This is a genomic window from Alteromonas sp. LOR (assembly GCF_000753865.1).
GTDB lineage: Bacteria > Pseudomonadota > Gammaproteobacteria > Enterobacterales > Alteromonadaceae > Alteromonas.
On the sequence record NZ_JQFW01000015.1, the window covers coordinates 530,905 to 550,654 of the forward strand.

A 19,750-nucleotide genomic window follows, 5' to 3' on the forward strand; every position below is an offset into this window, starting at 1 on the left:
AAAAAACTGCTAACGCACAATTATTAACAATGCTGCTAGCGCAAGATGCCTCGCAAAAATTAAAAAAGAGAAATAACATCATGTCTTCGCCATTTATTCATTTACGGGTCCACAGTGATTATTCAATGATGGATGGGCTTAACAAGGTTAAGCCCATTTTGAGCAAAGTGGCTGAGCTTGAAATGCCGGCAGTTGCCATCACCGACCAAATGAATATGTGCGGCCTAGTGAAGTTCTATTCTGAAGCGCATTCGAAGGGTATCAAGCCCATCATTGGCACTGATTTTTGGGTAACGAATGAGGTATTTGGCGACGAACCGTTTAGGCTTACGCTATTAGCGATGAACAATGAGGGATATAAGAACATGACCGTGCTTATATCCAAAGCCTATTTAAGAGGTCACCTAGCTCATCGCGCGGTTATCGACCAGTCTTGGCTTGCTGAGCACAGTGAAGGGCTTATCGTGCTTTCTGGTGGTTTACACGGCGATGTTGGCGTGGGGCTAACCAAAAATAATACAAAAATTCTCGATGCTTCAATCGAGTTCTATAAAACTTATTTTAAAGACCGCTTTTACTTAGAGCTTGTTCGCACTGGACGGGTGGGAGAAGAAGACTACCTTCACCGTGCAGTAGAATTTGCTCATCAGCAAGACTTGCCCGTAGTAGCGACCAACGAAGTTTGCTTTATTGATAGAGAAGGCTTCGAAGCCCATGAAATTCGCGTGTGTATTCACGATGGGTATACCCTTGACGACACCCGTCGCCCAAAGCGCTATAGCGAGCAGCAGTACCTGCGAACTGCCGAAGAAATGGTGGACTTGTTCAGCGATATTCCAGAAGCCATAGAAAACACCGTTGAAATAGCGAAGCGGTGCAATGTTACCGTTCGTTTAAATGAGTACTTCTTACCTCAGTTTCCGACGGGTGGCATGACCACCGAAGATTTCCTGGTCAAAGTATCAGAGGAAGGCCTTGAAGACAGGCTTGAGTTTTTATTTCCAGATGAAAATGAACGCAAGGAAAAACGCCCTGAATACGATGACCGACTTCGAATAGAGCTCGAAGTTATCAACCAAATGGGATTCCCCGGTTACTTCCTTATCGTGATGGAATTTATCCAATGGAGTAAAGATAACGGTATACCCGTTGGACCTGGGCGTGGTTCAGGTGCGGGTTCATTAGTGGCTTATGCGTTAAAAATTACCGACCTTGACCCCCTTGAATTCGATTTGCTTTTCGAGCGATTTTTGAACCCTGAACGTGTATCTATGCCCGATTTTGACGTGGACTTCTGCATGGATAGACGGGATGAGGTTATCGATCACGTTGCCGAGCTCTACGGTCGCCAAGCGGTATCGCAAATTATTACCTTTGGTACGATGGCAGCAAAGGCCGTTGTACGTGACGTGGGAAGGGTACTAGGACATCCATACGGCTTCGTAGATAGAATTTCAAAGCTTATCCCGCCAGACCCGGGTATGACCCTAGAAAAAGCATTCAAAGCGGAACCGCAGCTTCCTCAAGTATACGAGCAAGACGAAGAGGTAAAAGACCTCATTGATATGGCGCGTATTTTGGAAGGTGTTACCCGTAACGCAGGAAAGCACGCCGGTGGTGTTGTTATTGCGCCCACCACTATTACCGACTTTTCACCATTGTACTGTGATGACGAGGGGAACAACCCGGTCACCCAGTTTGACAAAAATGATGTTGAAACTGCGGGGCTAGTTAAGTTTGACTTCTTGGGGCTGAGAACGCTGACCATCATTCAGTGGGCTATTGATATGGTCAAAGAAGGCAAAAATATCGATATAGACATTTCTGCTATTCCTCTTGCCGATGCCAAAAGCTTTCGCACGCTTCAAAATGCTGAAACTACGGCGGTTTTCCAGCTTGAATCCAGGGGTATGAAAGAGCTTATCAAGCGCCTTAGACCTGACAGCTTCGAAGATATCATTGCATTGGTGGCGTTATTTCGCCCAGGCCCACTGCAGTCGGGCATGGTAGATAACTTTATCGACCGTAAGCATGGCAGGGAAGCGATTTCCTATCCGGATAAAGATTATCAGCACGAATGCTTGGAAGTTATTCTAGAACCTACCTACGGTATTATATTGTACCAAGAACAGGTTATGCAGATTGCCCAAGAGATGGCGGGCTACTCACTTGGGGGCGCCGACTTACTGCGTCGTGCAATGGGTAAGAAAAAGCCAGAGGAGATGGCTAAGCAGCGCGGCGCGTTTGCTGAAGGGGCCAAGGGCAATAACATTGACCCTGATCTGGCCATGAAAATCTTCGACTTGGTGGAAAAGTTTGCAGGCTATGGTTTTAACAAATCACACTCTGCGGCGTATGCATTGGTGTCATACCAAACGCTGTGGCTAAAAGTCCATTATCCTGCCGAATTTATGGCCGCGGTAATGTCTGCGGATATGGATAACACCGATAAAATTGTTACCCTGGTAGACGAATGCGAGCGCATGGGTATTGAGATCCTGCCCCCAGACTTAAACGCCGGTAAATATAAATTCACCGTTGATAGTAAAGGGCGCATTGTCTATGGCATTGGCTCTATAAAAGGGGTTGGTGAGGGCCCAATTGAGGCCATAATTGAAGCCCGAGATACTCACGGTGAATTTAAAGATCTTTTCGAATTTTGCGCAAAAATCGACACCAAGCGAGTTAATAAGCGGGTACTAGAGAAGTTGGTACTATCTGGCGCCATGGATAATTTAGGGCCGCACCGAGCTACACTAATGGCCACGCTGCCTGAGGCACTCGCCGCTGCAGGTCAGCATGCGAAAGCCGAGTCATTTGGACAGTCCGATATGTTTGGACTACTGACCACTGAGCCCGATGAAGTAGAGCAGGCCTTTGCCGACGTTCCCGAATGGCCTGAAAAAGTGTGGTTAGAAGGTGAAAAAGACACCTTAGGTTTATATTTAACCGGCCACCCCATCAATCAATATGCCGATGAACTTCGCTATTATACCGATGGCCGTCTTGTGGACTTAAAACCAACGAACAAAGATCAAATGTCGAGTGCTGTAGGTCTTGTCCTTGGCGTAAGGGTTATGACGAACAAACGAGGACGTCGTTGGGCAATAGTGACACTGGATGATAAGAGTGCCAGAATGGATGTTCGTTTTTTCCCCGATACGTACGAACAGTTCGAAAGTGTGCTAGAAACCGATAAAATATTGCTCATAAAGGGACAGGTCAGCTTTGATGATTTCTCTGGGGGCAATACAATCACCGCCCGTGATGTAATGGACATTGTTCAGGCACGAGAGAAAAATGCGAAAGCGCTGGCGTTAAAAGTTGATACCCAGTCGCTTGAAACGAAGAAAATGAGTCAGATGCAATCTATTCTGCAGGCATTTAATGGCGGTAGTTGTCCTGTTCAAATAGAGGTTACGCACCCCGACGCCGAAGCAACCTTAGCGTGCGGTGTTAAGTGGTATGTAACCCCAGAGGATCAACTCTTGCACGATCTCAAACAGTGTTTGGGAGAAAAAGCCGTTTCAATTCTCTACCATTAATAGGTAGAGTTCGATAGATTGGACATCTCGCGTTTGTATTGACGAGCGTAGATAGAATAGGACATAAAATGAGCATACAGTTTTTGGACTTTGAGCAACCCATAGCCGAATTAGAAGCAAAAATAGAAGAGCTAAGACTGGTTAATCAAGGCGGTGAGTTCGATGTTGGTATTGAAGAAGAGATCAACAAGTTACGAGGCAAAAGCGCCGATCTAACGAAGAAAATCTTTTCAGATCTCGGAGCATGGCAGGTTTCTCAGATAGCCCGCCATCCAATGCGTCCATACACATTGGACTATATACCTCGTATTTTTAGTGAATTCGATGAATTAGCAGGGGATAGAGCGTTTGCGGATGATAAAGCGATTATTGGCGGCCCGGCAATGCTAGACGGTCAGCCAATAATGGTAATCGGGCATCAAAAAGGCCGAGACACCAACGAAAAAGTCAGACGCAATTTTGGTATGCCGAAGCCAGAAGGGTACCGCAAAGCGCTACGTTTAATGAAAATGGCGGAACGTTTTAATTTACCTATCATTACCTTTATCGATACACCAGGTGCATACCCTGGCGTAGGAGCTGAAGAGCGTGGGCAAAGCGAAGCTATTGCGAAGAACCTTTTTGAAATGGCAGAGCTCACTGTGCCTATCATCTGTACCGTTATTGGTGAAGGCGGCTCTGGTGGTGCATTAGCCATTGGCGTGGGCGATAGAGTAAATATGCTTCAATATTCAACCTACTCTGTTATCTCACCAGAAGGGTGTGCTTCAATCTTGTGGAAAAGCGCAGAGAAAGCGCCACTAGCCGCAGAAGCAATGGGTGTTAGTGCTCCGCAAATTAAAGAGCTTGGGCTGATTAACAGTATTGTTGAGGAGCCTTTGGGCGGTGCTCATCGAGATCACAACAGCATGGCTGCCAATTTAAAAGCGGTACTGAAACAGCAGTTGAGTCAACTGAAAGAGTTAGACAAAGACAAACTGCTTGAAGAGCGCTATCAGCGACTCATGTCGTTTGGCTACTGCTAATTAACAAACGGACAGTGTGTGCCCCCCATATCAACTGAAATAGGCCAGCAGGTAATTGACTCAATTGCTGCTGGTCTCAATGAAGCGAATCTTCCTTTACATTCCCCCCTTGTCGTTGCTTTTAGCGGCGGAGTGGACTCATCAGTACTCTTACAATTAGCCTTATTATATCGCGACCAATATCACTGCGAGCTACATGCAGTGCATATTCATCACGGGCTAAGCGATAATGCCGACGCGTGGTCAAAGCATTGCGACTTACAATGCAGAATAAATGATGTTGTATATCACCAGCAGCGGGTTGTCGTTGATACAAGTTCACGTAAAAGTATTGAAGCTGAGGCAAGAAAGGCGCGTTATCACGCCCTACTAAGTGCTTGCAAGCAAATAGGAGGCGTACTGCTTCTTGGGCAGCATGCAGAAGACCAATTAGAGACAGTACTGCTGCAGTTAAAACGTGGAGCCGGGCCCCAAGGACTTGCCGGTATGGCTGAGTCTCAGTGGCGAGGGAACACCTTGGTTTTGCGACCTATGTTAAACCTCAAAAAGGAGGATATCGTCAGTTTTGCTCAGTGTGAGGCATTGAGCTGGGTTGAAGATGAGTCGAATTTTGAAACCAGTTTCGATAGAAACTTTTTGCGAAATGATATTATTCCTGACTTAGTTGCGCGCTGGCCTGAATTAGCCAAAACGGTAAGTCGCAGTGCGTTGCTATGCGCAGAACAGTCTCATTTAATCAATGATACTGCCAATCAATTTTTAAACGACTGCCAGCTATCACCGATTCGTATTAATGGCGATGCTCTGTCAACACTGTCGATACCCTGGCAAAAAGCAGTGATTCGATTGTGGTTTACCCAGCAAGGGCAACTAGCGCCGTCAAAAGCACAATTAGATGAACTGCTTTCCATGCTAGGTGCTAAACAAGATGCTACACCGGAAATGTCGTTTAAGTGGGGTAAAGTTGCGCGCTCTAATGGCGATATTTACTGGGTGGTAAAGCCAACAGAAGATATTCCGGCAACGCTGGCACTGAACAATCACGAGACGACTTGCCTAGCGTGGTTGAGTATGAGCGTCACCGTGTCTCTTGAAAACAGTGACGAGGCAATTTGTCTTAAAACTGATATGCGAGGGCTTAAGGTTAAACCTGAGCAAGCTGGGGTGTCAAAAGAGTTAAAAAACTGGTTTAAGGTATGGCGCGTGCCTCGTTGGGAGCGACAGGGCGTACCGGTAATTTTTATTGGCGATACTCCGGTAGCAGTCATTGCCAATAGGGAGTGCCTTTATTTAAGACGTGAAGACAGCAGCGTAAAGGTAGATATACGTATCGAGCACTGCTTAGAGGATTAGCGGCAAGAGTTTGCCGCGTTTTAGTTTTAAAAAGAACAGATTCGCCATTAGCTCAGAGTTGTAAATAAGACAGAGTCCTAATCAAAATCCTAATTAGGTATGCAGGCAACAGTGATTATGCGGCTTGATAATCATCCTTTCCTGAACTTTTTACTTTGTACAGCGCACTATCAGCTCGGTCGAACATACTGTGCGTCGTATCACCTACGCGATAGAGTGCGCCGCCTAGGCTGCATGAAATGCCTAAATTCACCAAGTAATCGGAACCACTGATACTGGCCTTTATTCGCTCAGCGGCACATGAAAGCTGCTGTTCGGTTTGACAGTCTAAAATGCAGCAAAACTCATCGCCACCATACCTAAAGGGCTCATCTTCATTGCGCAGCACGTTCACTAAACGCGAAGCCACATGTGCCAACACACGGTCTCCCTCACTGTGTCCAAACGTGTCATTCACCTGCTTAAAGTTATCTAAGTCTAACACCAAAAGTGAAAATGGTTCATCTCGGCGCTGTGCCCAGCTACGCTGACGGATCATAGCTTGTTCAAAGGCAATACGATTACCTAGCTCCGTTAAGCCATCTTTTGTTGCCATACTCTTCATGCGCGAATGCGATACGGCATGTTTTACTTGTTTACCAAATAAATCATGAAGTTGAAAAAGTATCTCACGTTGCGACAGCGAAAGAGGTGAGCTAATGTAATAGTAGGCGTGCGCTTGTTCTCCACCTTTCGATGCAGAGCCTTGTAGAGGCAAATCAATCAGGGTTGACGAAATTTTTGCATTGCCGTACACCCAGCGGGGGTCAAAATCAGTCAAGCTCAAACCTGCCACTGGCAAAAGAGCGTTCAGCTGTTGGAAATAGAGTGTACCCAACTCTTCAAGCTCAAGTGTAGAAAGTAGTCGATTGATGAATACAGTCAGTTCACTCACAGAAAGCCCGTGAGCCTGTGACTCTCTCGGATAAAAACTGCTATGGTGTGTGCTATCGTATACTGACGTTGAGAATTCCACGGCGTACCCTTTTCGCAATATGTTGCATCGGTTGTGTGTCAAATCACTGACACTGGTGCGTATACTGACGCCAAGCATGGGCAAGGCGGCAATATTTATCTTAAATGCTGGCGTGCATCGGGGCTGTTATATCGGCGAATGAATCGGCGAATGAATCGTCGAATGAATCGTCGAATACATCGGCGAATGCTATCGACAGATGTAACACGTGCACGCTAACACGTTATTGATTAAGAGCGTTGCAAACTAAGTGCCAATTCTTTTTTGACGCATTGGGCTTTCTCACTAGGCGGCCCTGTTAACTCAATGGTTCTGCTAGTTCAGTGGAAGCTGTGAAGTAATCACTGAATATTTAAAAGAAGTAACGGAGGTAAAGTGGGAGCTGGTTTTTTAAACATAGTGGTTTTAATGTTTATATCGGTGTGTGCGGTTGCTTTATTTAAGCGAGCGCACTTACCACCTATTCTTGCCTACCTCTTTGCAGGCATTCTTGCTGGCCCACAAATATTATCGGTATTTGCTCATCCAGAGCAGATGCATCTGCTGGCCGAAGTGGGCATTGTATTTTTGCTGTTCTCTCTAGGGCTTGAATTTTCATTACCTAAATTGCTTGCAATGCGCTCATTAGTTTTTGGGGTTGGCTTGGGGCAGATGTTGATCACCACTGCAGTCTTCACAAGCGTTCCGTACTTTTTAGGGTTGTCATTAAGTGCTTCCATCATTGTGGGCGGAACCCTCGCACTAAGCTCGACAGCTATTGTAATAAAGCAGGCCACTGAAATGGGGATCTTAAACAATCGCCGCACTCAGCTAGCAATCAGTATTCTGCTTTTCCAAGACTTAGCCGTTGTTCCTTTTCTTATTGCCATTCCCTTGCTAGCACAAACAGGTGAAGTAAGTATTGGCTTAGCATTAGGTGAGGCATTACTTAAAGGTGTGTTCGTTATCGCCTTTCTTATGTCTGTTGGTAAGTGGGTACTCCCATGGGTATTTAGAGAGGTCGCCAGAACGAGAACCGATGAACTGTTCGTTCTTACCACTATATTAATCGCTTTATTGGCCGGTGGATTAACCTACTATTTTGGTCTTTCAATGGCGCTAGGGGCTTTTCTAGCTGGAATGATGTTGGGAGAAAGCCAGTATAAATATCAGCTAGAGGCAGATATTCGCCCCTTTAGAGACATTTTGATGGGATTGTTTTTTGTTACTGTTGGCATGCAGCTAGATTTAAGCGTGTTGTGGAGCAATCTATTTGAAATCGTTTTTGGTGTCTTTGCCCTTATGCTGGTGAAGGTGGTACTAGTAAGGCTTGCATCAATGCTGGTTAAAACCGACCCCATTGACGGATGGTCGGCTGGCGTGAAACTTTGCCAAATAGGAGAGTTTAGCTTTGTTATTGCCGCGCTAGCCACTACCCATGGTGTTCTTTCAACGCAGCAATCGTCACTGATTATCAGTATGGGGGTCATTAGCATGGCGTTAACCCCGTGGTTAATGAGTAACAGTGTGCTAATTGCAAAGCGTATTGTGAAAAGTGATTTAACCCTCACCGATGAGGAAACGAGTGTACGCCACGATAGCCTGACTAATCATGTCATTATTTGCGGTTTCGGCCGGGTAGGGCAATCGGTGGCACGCATGCTCAAAATGGAAGGGATAAAGTTTGTCGCCATAGATATGGACCCTGTACGGGTACAGGAAAGTCGCAATGCTGGAGAGCCAGTGGTTTTTGGAGACGCGAGTCAAAAAGATATCTTGATAAGTACTGCGATTGAAAAAGCCACCTTGGTGTTAGTGACCTTCGATCAAGTAGATAAAGCCAAACAAGTTATCACCCAGGCCAGAACCATTTCCTCTACAGACGTAATGGTGAGAACGAAACGAGACTATCAATTAGAAAGTCTTTACTCTGCTGGAGCAAACCAGGTTGTGCCTGAACTGCAAGAGGGAAGCTTAATGCTAGTCTCTCAGGTGTTGCATTACGCTGGTGTACCTATGTCGAGAATATTGAAGCGGGTAAGAGCAGAGCGAAAAGGCCGTTACGATCACATGCACGGTTTCTACCCAGGTGAAACCACGGAGATAAGCTACGGTACAGAGGATAAGTTGGAGTTTATCCATGCCGTTGTGCTTAGCGAAGGCGCTGCATTTGTGGGTAAACCTTTAAAAGACATTGACTTTGCCCGCATGCGGGTAAAGGTGAAAGGATTGCGTCGAGACGGTAACGAAGTGAAAGAGCCAGATGAAAACGTGATATTACAAGCCCATGATGTGCTTGTTATTGCCGGCAAACCACGAAGAGTGGAGCGGGCAGAGCGTAAACTATTAGAGGGCAATTAGCCCTCTTAAGATCTGCAACTCATTAAGCCACGCGGTCTTTTTCTAAATCAGCAAACTGCTTTTTGAGGTCGTATTTTTCGTCGGTAACGATTTTCTCTAATACCGAAATACGCTCTTTTAATTCAGCAATTTCCGATTTGTATGCATCGAATTCCTTGCTGTTAAGTTTTTTCTTGCTCTTATCTTTCGCGCTGTCGATAATACTGACCAGCGCCCAAGCACAGATAGCAACAATAGCAATAGCAGTTAAATTCACGGTGGCATCCCTCTCAAATATCGTTAAAAAAGTGTAGTCGATAACAATTAGTTTGTCTTGTTAGGCTGTTTGACACAGCGTGTTTACTTAATATCGATGATTTAAATAAACCCTATTTGTTGATAAATGTACAGCAAGATTGTTGCCATCGATAAAAAAGCAATTATTAACAATGGTTTATATTATTAAGGTGAATGTTTTAGTGTTTTGGATGATGAAAATCACTAACTGTTTTGGTGATATTGACGAAGGAATAACTAAAATGGTCATTACGAGGTATGCCGTTACATGACGCCTGACAATACGATTTCTTCTTGCTCAGAGGCCAATGAACAAGATATAGAGTGGATGAAACACGCGTTGAAGCTTGCTGATAAAGCCGAGGCAATTGGCGAAGTTCCTGTCGGTGCATGCGTGGTAGTTAACGGCGAAGTAATCGGTGAAGGCTGGAATACGCCAATACAAGATCACAACCCCACCGCTCACGCGGAGGTACATGCGGTGACTCAGGCTGCTAAACATGTGCAAAACTATCGCCTTATAGACGCAACGCTTTACGTTACCTTAGAGCCATGCTCAATGTGTGCAGGCATGCTGGTACATGCAAGAGTTAAGCGCGTGGTGTTTGGAGCTTGGGATGCAAAAACAGGCGCTGCCGGTTCGGTGATGAATTTGCTACAGCATCCTGTACTCAATCATCAGTCTGAAATCGTGTCTGGGGTATTAGCCGATGAATGCGCTAACAAAATTTCCGCATTTTTTAAAAGGCGAAGAGAAGAGATTAAAGCAGCTAAAAAAGCGAAGCGCTCTCTGCAAAATGAGAAGCTGGAGCCAAAGCAGTTATAAATCTGGGTAGTTACTGATTAGCGTAGTTATCAATCTGAGCAGTTATAGATAAGCTTAATGACAAATGGGGCAGTTAAAAAACAGGGCACGCGTTTATCATTGCTCTGAGCTTCTGGTAAGTTGGGTGAACATGTCATTAGTGACATAAAGCCTTCTGCGGTGCAGTACTTTCTGATGGCTTTTCTTTATCAACAGTCTGCGTCTATTGTTATTTCTCAATGTAACCCCTTTTCTCATAAATCTATTTTTTTTCATATACTCTCCCTATCTTAACGATGTTGGGAAGCCAAATAATTCCCAAACCTATGTACCTTATCGGTATCATGTTGGGCTGGGCTTATGCTTCCAAACTTACGCCATAGAGATGACACTTAAATGACATATTTCAATAGCCAGCAGACTTATACTGGTATTATATTTTATTTTGTTCATCTAGCCATACTAGGCTGTCGTAGTAGCGCCTGATATTTTCAACATACTGCATTGCTTCATCGCCGCGAGCATAGCCATAGCGGGTAGTGCGATAGTATTTTTTCTGCCTAAGCTGCGGCAATCTGCGTTTCACATCCACCCACAAGTCAGGGTTACCGCCTTGACGCTCGGTTAATACTCTCGCATCTTCCAAGTGCCCCATACCTATATTGTAAGCGGCCATGGCCATCCATACTCTGTCAGGGTTACCAATTCGCGCAGGTATTCGGCTCAGTAAGCTGGCAAAATATCGCGAGCCGCCGCGAATGCTTTGTTCAGGGTCAACGCGATCGCTTACATCCCAGTCACTGGCGGTATCAAGGGTGAGCATCATCAGCCCCCTAACACCAGTGCGAGAAACCGCGTCCGGCTCCCAGTGGCTCTCTTGATAGCTCATCGCTGCCAGTAATCGCCAGTCTAAGTCGCCTGAATATTTTTTGAATAAGGGTTGGTATTGTTTAAGGGTAGACTCTGCAGCGTTCTTGAATGCTCTGCTGTCAACATAATCAAACTGACGAATGTGTCCAAAATATTTGTCTTCTAAAACGGTAAACCACCCTGACTGATGTACCGTTCCAAAATACTCAATAATCGCCGCTTTCACTGAGTCATCTTGGTTTACCGGCATAGCCCAAGCCATGGGCATTTTCGCATTTAGGGTTTTTGCCACAGCCAAGCTTGGATAACGCCTGCGCTGTAACGCGAGCCGATTGCTGTCGGCCACTGTAAAGCTAATTTCTCCTGATGCGACCTGCTGGAGCAATTCCTCTGAATCAGAATCTTCGGTGGTGATAACCTTTGATGACGTTACGTCAGTAGACGATTGATTCAAGAGTGCGTTCAGTACGTGTACTTGACTGCTGCCCGACACGGCAATAATAGGTGACGATAGCGCTTGTATATCACGAGGCCGGGTTGTACCGGCCTTGAATACTAGCTGTTGATCCACAAATTGATACGCTGGTCCGTAGTCAAAGCGCTGCTGCAAATTTGATGTAACGGCATCGCCGGTTGCAACAATGTCGAGGTTTCCTTCTTCTAGCTGCTGCAACATAACTTCATAACTATAAAACGGGTACAAATCGAGCGTTACCCCGAGATAATCCGCAAAGCCAGCCAAAAGCTCATATTCAAACCCTTGGGGCCCGCCGGCGCCATTGTAAAACGTGCCGGCGCCATATACGGTTCCAACTTTGATAGAGTTTCTTTCAAGTAGCTGCGATAGTGCAGTCGGCACAGAGGGCACCGTGCACGCTATGGTGACAACAGAAAGTATCAGTAGGGCGTAAAGTCGAAATTGCTTTTTATAGCGTTGTAACTGCATAGCGCTTTTCTTATTTGTGTTAGTTAAAAAATTTCAAAAAAATTTCATGTAAGGTCGTATTGAGGTTACCAAATGAGCGTAATTGCTCTATAATCCGCGCCGAATTACTCATCAATTTAAGAGGCAACGCGTCGCATTGGTGGTCGTTGTTTCAAAACAACCAGGTAAAGCACTATGTTGGTCCTTCGAGGCGCTCCCGCACTATCAGAGTTTAACCAAACTAAACTGATTGCAAAGCTGGGTCAATCCGGCGTTAAGGTGAAAAACCTTTATAGCGAATATATTCACCTAGTAGATTCTCAAGGTGACTTATCCAATCAGCAAATAGAAATCTTAGAAAAACTGCTCACTTACGGGCCTGCTAGGCAAACACAGTCGCCTTCTGGAACACTTTTTCTTATCACCCCTCGTCCAGGTACTATCTCACCTTGGTCCTCAAAAGCCACCGATATCGCTCATAACTGTAGCCTTGATACTATTAACCGTATTGAACGCGGTTGTGCATTCTACATCGATACCGATACCCGCTTAAGTGATGACGATTTTGCTCTAGTTGCTAGTTTCTTACACGACAGAATGACAGAGTCGGTGTTTACCAATACTGATGATGCGGCGGTGCTTTTTGCACAGGCCGAGGCAAAAAGCTTTACCTCTGTAGAGATGTTAGAACACGGAAAAGATGCACTTGTAAACGCAAACGTGTCTTTAGGCTTAGCGCTTGCTGATGATGAAATTGATTACCTATTTGACAGCTTTACGACGTTAGGCAGAAACCCGACGGACGTAGAGCTTTATATGTTTGCACAAGCAAACTCTGAACACTGCCGTCATAAAATTTTCAATGCCAGCTGGACCATCGACGGAAAAGATCAGGAAAAGTCACTTTTCAAAATGATCAAAAACACCTTCGAATTGCTGCCTGACAGCGTGTTCTCTGCCTATAAAGATAACGCAGCGGTAATGGAGGGTTGGCAAGCCGGACGTTTCTTCCCAAATCCTCAGTCTCATCAGTACGAATATCATCACGAAGATATCGATATTCTGATGAAGGTTGAAACACACAATCATCCAACGGCTATTTCGCCTTTTCCTGGTGCTGCTACAGGCTCTGGTGGTGAAATTCGCGATGAAGGCGCTACAGGTCGAGGCTCTAAGCCAAAAGCTGGGCTTGTTGGCTTTACGGTGTCTAACCTTCGCATTCCAGGTTCAGAGCAGCCGTGGGAAAGTGAATACGGTAAGCCGCAGCGAATTGTTAGTGCACTTGATATCATGACAGAAGGCCCATTAGGTGGCGCTGCGTTTAACAATGAATTTGGTCGTCCTAATCTGTTGGGTTACTTCCGTACTTACGAACAAGAAGTAAACAGCTTTAACGGTGTTGAAGTAAGAGGCTATCACAAGCCTATTATGCTCGCCGGTGGGCTGGGTAATATTCGCCGCGACCAAATTGAGAAAGGTGAAATCACGGTGGGGGCCAAGCTAATTGTACTTGGCGGGCCAGCGATGAATATCGGCCTTGGTGGCGGTGCAGCCTCATCAATGGCATCAGGTCAGTCAAACGAAGATTTAGATTTTGCTTCTGTGCAACGAGAGAATCCAGAAATGGAGCGTCGCTGTCAGGAAGTTATCGATGCATGTTGGCAGCTTGGTGAAAATAACCCTATTCAGTTTATCCACGATGTTGGTGCGGGTGGCTTGTCTAATGCGTTACCCGAGTTAGTCAGCGATGGTGGTCGCGGCGGAAACTTTGAGCTTAGGAAAGTATTGTCAGACGAACCCGGTATGACGCCGTTAGAATTGTGGTGTAACGAATCGCAAGAACGTTATGTCATGTCAGTAGCACCGCAAAATATGCCAGTTTTCGAAGCGATTTGTGCCCGCGAGCGGGCACCCTATGCGGTAGTCGGTGAAGCGACGGTTGAAGAGCATTTAAACCTCAATGACAGTCAATTCGATAATAAACCTATCGATATGCCATTAGACGTTTTACTGGGCAAGCCGCCCAAAATGCATCGGGATGTTACATCAAAGGTTGCACATTCACCTGCCTTTGACGACAGTAAAATCAGCTTAAGTGAAGCAGCAGAGCGCATTTTGTCACTGCCTACGGTAGCTGAAAAAACCTTCCTTATTACCATTGGCGATCGCTCTGTTACAGGACTAGTCAATCGCGACCAAATGGTGGGTCCGTGGCAAGTTCCCGTTGCTGATGTCGCGGTTACGGCCAGTGCCTTTGACACCTATCACGGCGAATCAATGGCAATGGGAGAGCGTACTCCAGTCGCCTTGCTATCTCATGGGGCTTCTGCACGACTTGCCGTAGGGGAAGCGCTGACAAATATCGCGGCCTCTTACATTGGTGATATTAAACGCATCAAATTGTCTGCAAACTGGATGACGGCCGCGGGTCACCCCGGTGAAGATGCAGGTTTGTATGAAGCGGTTAAAGCTGTTGGGGAAGAGCTTTGCCCTGAGTTGGGATTAACTATTCCAGTGGGTAAGGATTCTATGTCGATGAAAACGGCATGGCAGGACGATGGCGAAGAAAAATCAGTCACATCACCGCTGTCTTTGGTTATTACTGCATTTGGTGCGGTAAAAGATATTCGTAAAACCGTAACGCCCCAGTTAAGAACTGACAAAGGCGACAGTAAGTTATTACTCATTGACCTTGGTGAGGGCAACAATCGCCTTGGCGCTAGCTGTCTAGCGCAAGTGTATGAACAACTCGGCGACAGCCCAGCAGATGTGGTTTCACCCACCAGACTGAAAGGCTTTTTCAACGCTATTCAAGCGCTATTGGAAAACGGTCTTGTACAAGCGTACCACGACCGCTCTGACGGCGGCTTATTTACCACCGTTGCGGAAATGGCTTTTGCTGGTAAAACCGGTGTAACAGTGACGCTAGATAAACTCACCGGTAATGATTTATCAGTGTTATTTAACGAAGAGCTAGGTGGCGTACTGCAGGTGCTAGAACGCGATAGTGACGCGGTAAATAGCATTCTTGAAGAGCACGGTGTTGCCGACATCACTTATGATATTGGTTCTGTTAATACTACCGATATGATTGAGTTTCAGCGCGACGGCGTTGCTGTTCTGGCTGATAGCAGAGTATCGATGAGAACCACGTGGGCAACGACAACGTTTGAGATGCAAAAGCTGCGGGATAACCCCACTTGTGCAGAGCAAGAACATATCGCTAAGCAAGACGCAACAGATCCAGGACTTCACACTAACTTATCCTATGATGTTAATGATGATATTGCGGCACCTTACATTGCGACTGGCGCTAAGCCTAAAGTGGCTATATTAAGAGAGCAGGGCGTTAACTCCCACCTTGAAATGGCAGCGGCATTTACGCGTGCAGGCTTTGATGCGGTAGATGTTCACATGAGTGATATTCTTTCAGGTCGAAGTTCACTAGACACCTTTGTGGGTCTTGCCGCTTGTGGCGGCTTCTCTTACGGTGACGTTTTAGGAGCAGGTGAAGGCTGGGCGAAGTCGATACTCTTTAACAGTATGGCAAGGGATCAATTTGAGCAGTTCTTCACTCGTGACGATACCTTTAGTTTAGGTGTGTGTAACGGTTGTCAGATGCTGTCTAACTTGAAATCACTGATTCCAGGTACAGAGCACTGGCCTCACTTTGTAACAAACCAATCGGCTCGCTTTGAAGCGCGTGTTGCTATGGTAGAAGTGATGAAATCAAAATCTGTGCTACTTGATGGCATGGTCGGTTCGCGTATGCCAATAGCGGTCTCTCACGGTGAAGGGCAAGCAGAGTTTGCCAATGCTGATGCGTTAGCAAAAGCAAACGAGCATGTTGCGTTGCGATATGTGGATAATTTTGGCAACCCAACTATGCAGTACCCTGCTAACCCTAATGGATCTCCACAAGGGATCACCGGCCTTACTTCAGCCGATGGGCGCAGTACCATTATGATGCCGCACCCTGAGCGGGTATTTAGAGCTGTCGCCAATTCTTGGCGCCCAGATGACTGGGAAGAAGATGGGGCATGGATGCGTATTTTCAGAAACGCACGTAAGTTTGTCGGTTAAAATCTATGATAAGCGCAATTTATGTTGGCTGTTTGCAGCCAACATAGCTGCTGATTTATTAAACAAGGGCACTTTTTGTGTCAAACCATTGGCTTAGCGTCAATATTTTGCTTTTGCCCCTTGTTATTGGCGTATCGCTGATCTATTGTAGTGCTGCACGGATTGCAATTTGGTTACAGGAGTTGAATTGGGTTGCACTAGTTATTGGTAACAATACTAGTTTAAATAATAAGAGACGAACAATGAATCGTTCCTCAAAAGGGTTTGGCTTGACTGGAGTCGCCATCGCCGTGGTTTTGATGTTTATTACCGCCGTATTTAGTACTTCTGCAAAATCTGCAGACGCTCCAACAACGCTAAGTGTGCAATCTTCAGTTAAGTAGTCTGAAAGCAAATAATAAAGCCCGTAATAAATACGTTTATTACGGGCTTTAATCATTTTGGGCGATGCTATTTTTTTATATCCATCTTGCGCTCATCTTGCTCTAAGTTTGAGCGGTACTTATCCTTTCCTATTTTTTTCTCTGTTGATCAATTTTTGTTGAGGATGTTTCTTTAATAATACATAGGTAGCGCCAAATCCGCCATGCATAGGCTGCGCGGTATGAAACGCAATGACTTCCTCAAGTTCGCGCAACCAATGATTAACGTAACTCTTTTTTAAAGCCGGAAATGGTTTAGAGTTTTCACCAGTTCCATGCTTGATCAAAAGTGCTCTTACGCCTTTTTCATGCCCCGAAAGCACGTTCTGATACAGTAAATCTCTGCTTTCATCGAGGGTTTTTCCCGCCATAGATATCACCACCTCTAGCGGGTACTTTCCTAGCCTTAGCTTTTTAAATACGCCATCTTGAATACCTGGCTGCTGAAATTGTATAAAGTCATCGGGCGGCACAGGTTTCACACCTTCCATACTCAATGGATTTTTTAATTTATCTCGAATGGAGGCTTGCAAGGAAGCGCGTTTCTGTTTTTCTGCTAAGGCTGCTGCTGGGTCGTGCAACTGTGCTTTATCGTCAGAAATAATGGGTTTTACGTCTTGCATCTCAGCAAAAAAAGAATCCAATTCATCGTGTTCGAAATGGCTCATTACGGCTCCCCGAGGTTATATCTAGCTTCAATAGCACGTTACTTAATGGCTTAAGTAACGACAAGTGTTTTGTACACTAAAACAGGATATGGGGATTAAGTTGTAAATTTCACTGGGGTTAGAAAATAGCGCCGGGCTCGTTTAACATCTCGATCACGTCCCATATGTCCTTTGGGCTGCTCTGCTCATTTGCACAGTCGCGTTCTGTGTCATTTTCCATTCTATTTTCTCTAAATACGTCAACTAGTCTCTACATAGTATTGCGTGGATATGTTTAAAAGCAAAATCTACAGAACATAAACAACGCAGTCTGTATGTGAAAATTTACAAGATAAAGTTAGGAAATTGTCAGATTATGGCGTCCCCACCGCGACTCGAACGCAGATCTAAAGCTTAGGAGGCTCTTGTTTTATCCAGTTAAACTATGGGGACGTAGCATATTATTATACCCACCTAAGCCAAATACGGAACCCTGGATTTAGGATAATTACCCCGTTGCTTCTGGTGCGTTTATTTTTTCACCACAAAGTCATTTTCTTGGATATTTGCAACCAAACCAGAGTTTTTGTGAATAATCGTTGAAGAGTTTGCAAAAGTATTTTCAACCACAAAAACACCAGGGTAAAGCGAGTATTGAAGGTATTTCTTTCCTTTATTATCCATGACTTCTTTTGCCTGATAAAGCACAAGCTCGTCGCTGTCTTGCAAACCGTTATCTCGCCCTAAGGAAATAGAAATAATATCTCCGGCCACATTAATCACTCGCCCTGTTACCGGTTGGCAGGCTGTCGCCTCTTTTAAGTCTTGAATAGCATCTAGCATTAGCTTTTGTGCCTCACGACCATAAGTAGAGTGCCAAAAGTAATTTGAAAACTCATCGATTTGAGCAAACCGGTCAAATGTCCACTGCGCATGTGTACTGTAAGACTTGGTAAAGAGTTTACCTCCATTGATGCCGTCAAAAACATGAAGAGTCATTCCAAAGTATCTGTCAACGCTATCATCGGCCCACGGTGTAAATACTGAGGCTGCTTTTCTTTTAATACTCAAGTCGTCGATGGTGCCCACTATTACAAATTGAGAGTTTCCTCTTTGAGACAAAGAGCGAACGTTTTGTTCGGTAAATTCGCTTTTAAATTTTGCTGTATGCGGTGCAATGTAAGACAAGCGAAGCGTATCAGTCGTGTTAGCCATTAAGTCTGCAAAGCGTTTCGTTACCGCTTCATCTAAGTGCCTAATATTGCCCTCGGTAAGTTGTCGTCTATTTGGGATAAGGAAGTGGGTTGTTGCAAAACGTTTGATATCAGATATGGCGGCGCATTGTTGGGTGGCAGGGAAGATATCAGCCCTAATACTCACAGTGAAAACTTCGCCATTGTACCTTTCGTCGATAATTTCTAGTTGTTCAACTTCGCCCGTACTGCGGATTGTCATTTCTTCGTTTTCAAGCAATCCATTTGTAAGCTGTTGGACACTTTTGATAGATGCTCCTGAGAAAAGCATGGCTTGTTTTAGGGCCTCTTCGATTGCCTCACGTTTAGCCGTTTCTTTGTCACCATTTAAGATAATCGCTCGCCCTTTAGCCTCATACCACATGGCATGGGATTGCCCACCAAACAAGGCAATCAGGCAAACCAGTGCCACACACACATTGATCAAAATGGCGTAGCCTTTTATCTTTTTACTTTGCATATAAACCTCACGAACGCTGCAAATAATGCATCGCTTATTTGTGTTTGACGTTTATCAACGCTTAACTTGCGACGGCTCTGTAGTGACTGTATGAATGACTCAGCAATTCCACAATGTAGTAGTGAGTGCTTTTATCTAACTCTTTTACAAAAAGCGCTTTTACATAAAAATGACGCTACGTATTCAGTAATGGCTTTGTAACCCTATAACCTTTTACATGTATGCTAAAACAGTGCCAAGTGCTAAAACAGTGCCAAGTGCTAAAACAATGCCAAGTGAGAGGGGATAACGTTACGAAGCATAATTAAAAAGCGCTACAGAACATAGAGACGCAGTTTAGTTAAAAGGCTTAGCAGTTCAAAAGGCTAAGCAGCTAAAAAGAATGAGCAGGTAAAAAGAATGAGCTCTACAAAAAGCGCGAGTCGTTAGCACTATGATTAAGCCGTATTGCGGTAAACAGGTTTTAAGCAGAATATAAATAGGTTATTTCAAAACGTATTCTCTTGTGAGCCACATACGATTAGGCACAGGCCTTGCACACGATTAGGCGCAGGCTTTGCAGAGGTTAGGCACAGGCTTTGCAAATGATCAGGCGCAAGCCTTGCAGATAAACATACAAGCAAAGCACACGCATAAAAAAATTATCGCAGATATAAGCGTAACGGACACCGCTAAGATTAATGATGACAGGGTGAGCATCTTAGTTAACCGTTACGCGTGATATCAGGAAT

At 45.1% G+C, this 19,750-nt stretch carries 12 protein-coding genes and 1 tRNA gene; 7 read left to right on the plus strand and 6 right to left on the minus strand.

Features of this window, described 5'->3' with window-relative positions:
- Positions 1 to 80: 80 nt before the first annotated feature.
- The 3 genes from dnaE to tilS all read left to right on the plus strand — a co-directional run bounded on the left by dnaE (position 81) and on the right by tilS (position 5,923).
- Entirely contained in the window at positions 81 to 3,545 is a 3,465-nt protein-coding gene (gene dnaE / locus JV36_RS0107665) for a DNA polymerase III subunit alpha (RefSeq protein ID WP_081926581.1), read from the plus strand.
- Positions 3,546 to 3,613: 68 nt separating this feature from the next.
- Positions 3,614 to 4,570, plus strand: coding sequence for an acetyl-CoA carboxylase carboxyl transferase subunit alpha (gene accA / locus JV36_RS0107670; protein ID WP_032094358.1), 957 nt, complete (start codon positions 3,614 to 3,616; stop codon positions 4,568 to 4,570).
- 18 nt (positions 4,571 to 4,588) lie between these two features.
- On the plus strand, positions 4,589 to 5,923 hold the full coding sequence (gene tilS / locus JV36_RS0107675; RefSeq protein ID WP_032094359.1) for a tRNA lysidine(34) synthetase TilS: 1,335 nt from the start codon (positions 4,589 to 4,591) through the stop codon (positions 5,921 to 5,923).
- 115 nt (positions 5,924 to 6,038) lie between these two features.
- Here the strand turns inward: tilS and JV36_RS0107680 are convergent, their stop codons facing one another.
- Complete coding sequence (locus JV36_RS0107680) at positions 6,039 to 6,938, minus strand: GGDEF domain-containing protein (RefSeq protein WP_032094360.1); 900 nt, start codon at positions 6,936 to 6,938, stop codon at positions 6,039 to 6,041.
- A gap of 375 nt (positions 6,939 to 7,313) precedes the next feature.
- Between JV36_RS0107680 and JV36_RS0107685 the strand changes: the two genes are divergently transcribed.
- Complete coding sequence (locus JV36_RS0107685) at positions 7,314 to 9,278, plus strand: cation:proton antiporter domain-containing protein (protein ID WP_081926559.1); 1,965 nt, start codon at positions 7,314 to 7,316, stop codon at positions 9,276 to 9,278.
- Positions 9,279 to 9,300: 22 nt separating this feature from the next.
- Here JV36_RS0107685 and JV36_RS0107690 read toward each other — a convergent pair whose 3' ends face one another.
- On the minus strand, positions 9,301 to 9,534 hold the full coding sequence (locus tag JV36_RS0107690) for a hypothetical protein (protein WP_032094361.1): 234 nt from the start codon (positions 9,532 to 9,534) through the stop codon (positions 9,301 to 9,303).
- Positions 9,535 to 9,822: 288 nt separating this feature from the next.
- On the opposite strand from JV36_RS0107690, the gene tadA reads away from it, so the two are divergent.
- A complete protein-coding gene (gene tadA, locus JV36_RS0107695; protein WP_032094362.1) occupies positions 9,823 to 10,380 on the plus strand; it encodes a tRNA adenosine(34) deaminase TadA in 558 nt (185 codons plus the stop codon).
- Between the two features lie 412 nt (positions 10,381 to 10,792).
- Here tadA and mltF read toward each other — a convergent pair whose 3' ends face one another.
- Entirely contained in the window at positions 10,793 to 12,175 is a 1,383-nt protein-coding gene (gene mltF, locus JV36_RS0107700) for a membrane-bound lytic murein transglycosylase MltF (RefSeq protein ID WP_032094363.1), read from the minus strand.
- Positions 12,176 to 12,349: 174 nt separating this feature from the next.
- On the opposite strand from mltF, the gene purL reads away from it, so the two are divergent.
- Together purL and JV36_RS19765 are read left to right on the plus strand one after the other, a co-directional pair.
- Positions 12,350 to 16,237 carry a phosphoribosylformylglycinamidine synthase gene (gene purL, locus JV36_RS0107705; RefSeq protein ID WP_032094364.1) on the plus strand — a complete coding sequence of 1,296 codons (3,888 nt, stop codon included), beginning with the start codon at positions 12,350 to 12,352 and terminating at the stop codon, positions 16,235 to 16,237.
- A gap of 242 nt (positions 16,238 to 16,479) precedes the next feature.
- On the plus strand, positions 16,480 to 16,620 hold the full coding sequence (locus JV36_RS19765; protein WP_200883139.1) for a hypothetical protein: 141 nt from the start codon (positions 16,480 to 16,482) through the stop codon (positions 16,618 to 16,620).
- Between the two features lie 119 nt (positions 16,621 to 16,739).
- Here the strand turns inward: JV36_RS19765 and smrA are convergent, their stop codons facing one another.
- From smrA to JV36_RS0107725, 3 genes are all read right to left on the minus strand, one after another.
- Entirely contained in the window at positions 16,740 to 17,327 is a 588-nt protein-coding gene (gene smrA / locus JV36_RS0107715; protein ID WP_032094366.1) for a DNA endonuclease SmrA, read from the minus strand.
- Between the two features lie 356 nt (positions 17,328 to 17,683).
- Positions 17,684 to 17,759 (minus strand) — tRNA-Arg (locus JV36_RS0107720).
- A gap of 78 nt (positions 17,760 to 17,837) precedes the next feature.
- Complete coding sequence (locus tag JV36_RS0107725; protein WP_032094367.1) at positions 17,838 to 19,019, minus strand: flagellar assembly protein T N-terminal domain-containing protein; 1,182 nt, start codon at positions 19,017 to 19,019, stop codon at positions 17,838 to 17,840.
- Positions 19,020 to 19,750 lie beyond the last annotated feature (731 nt).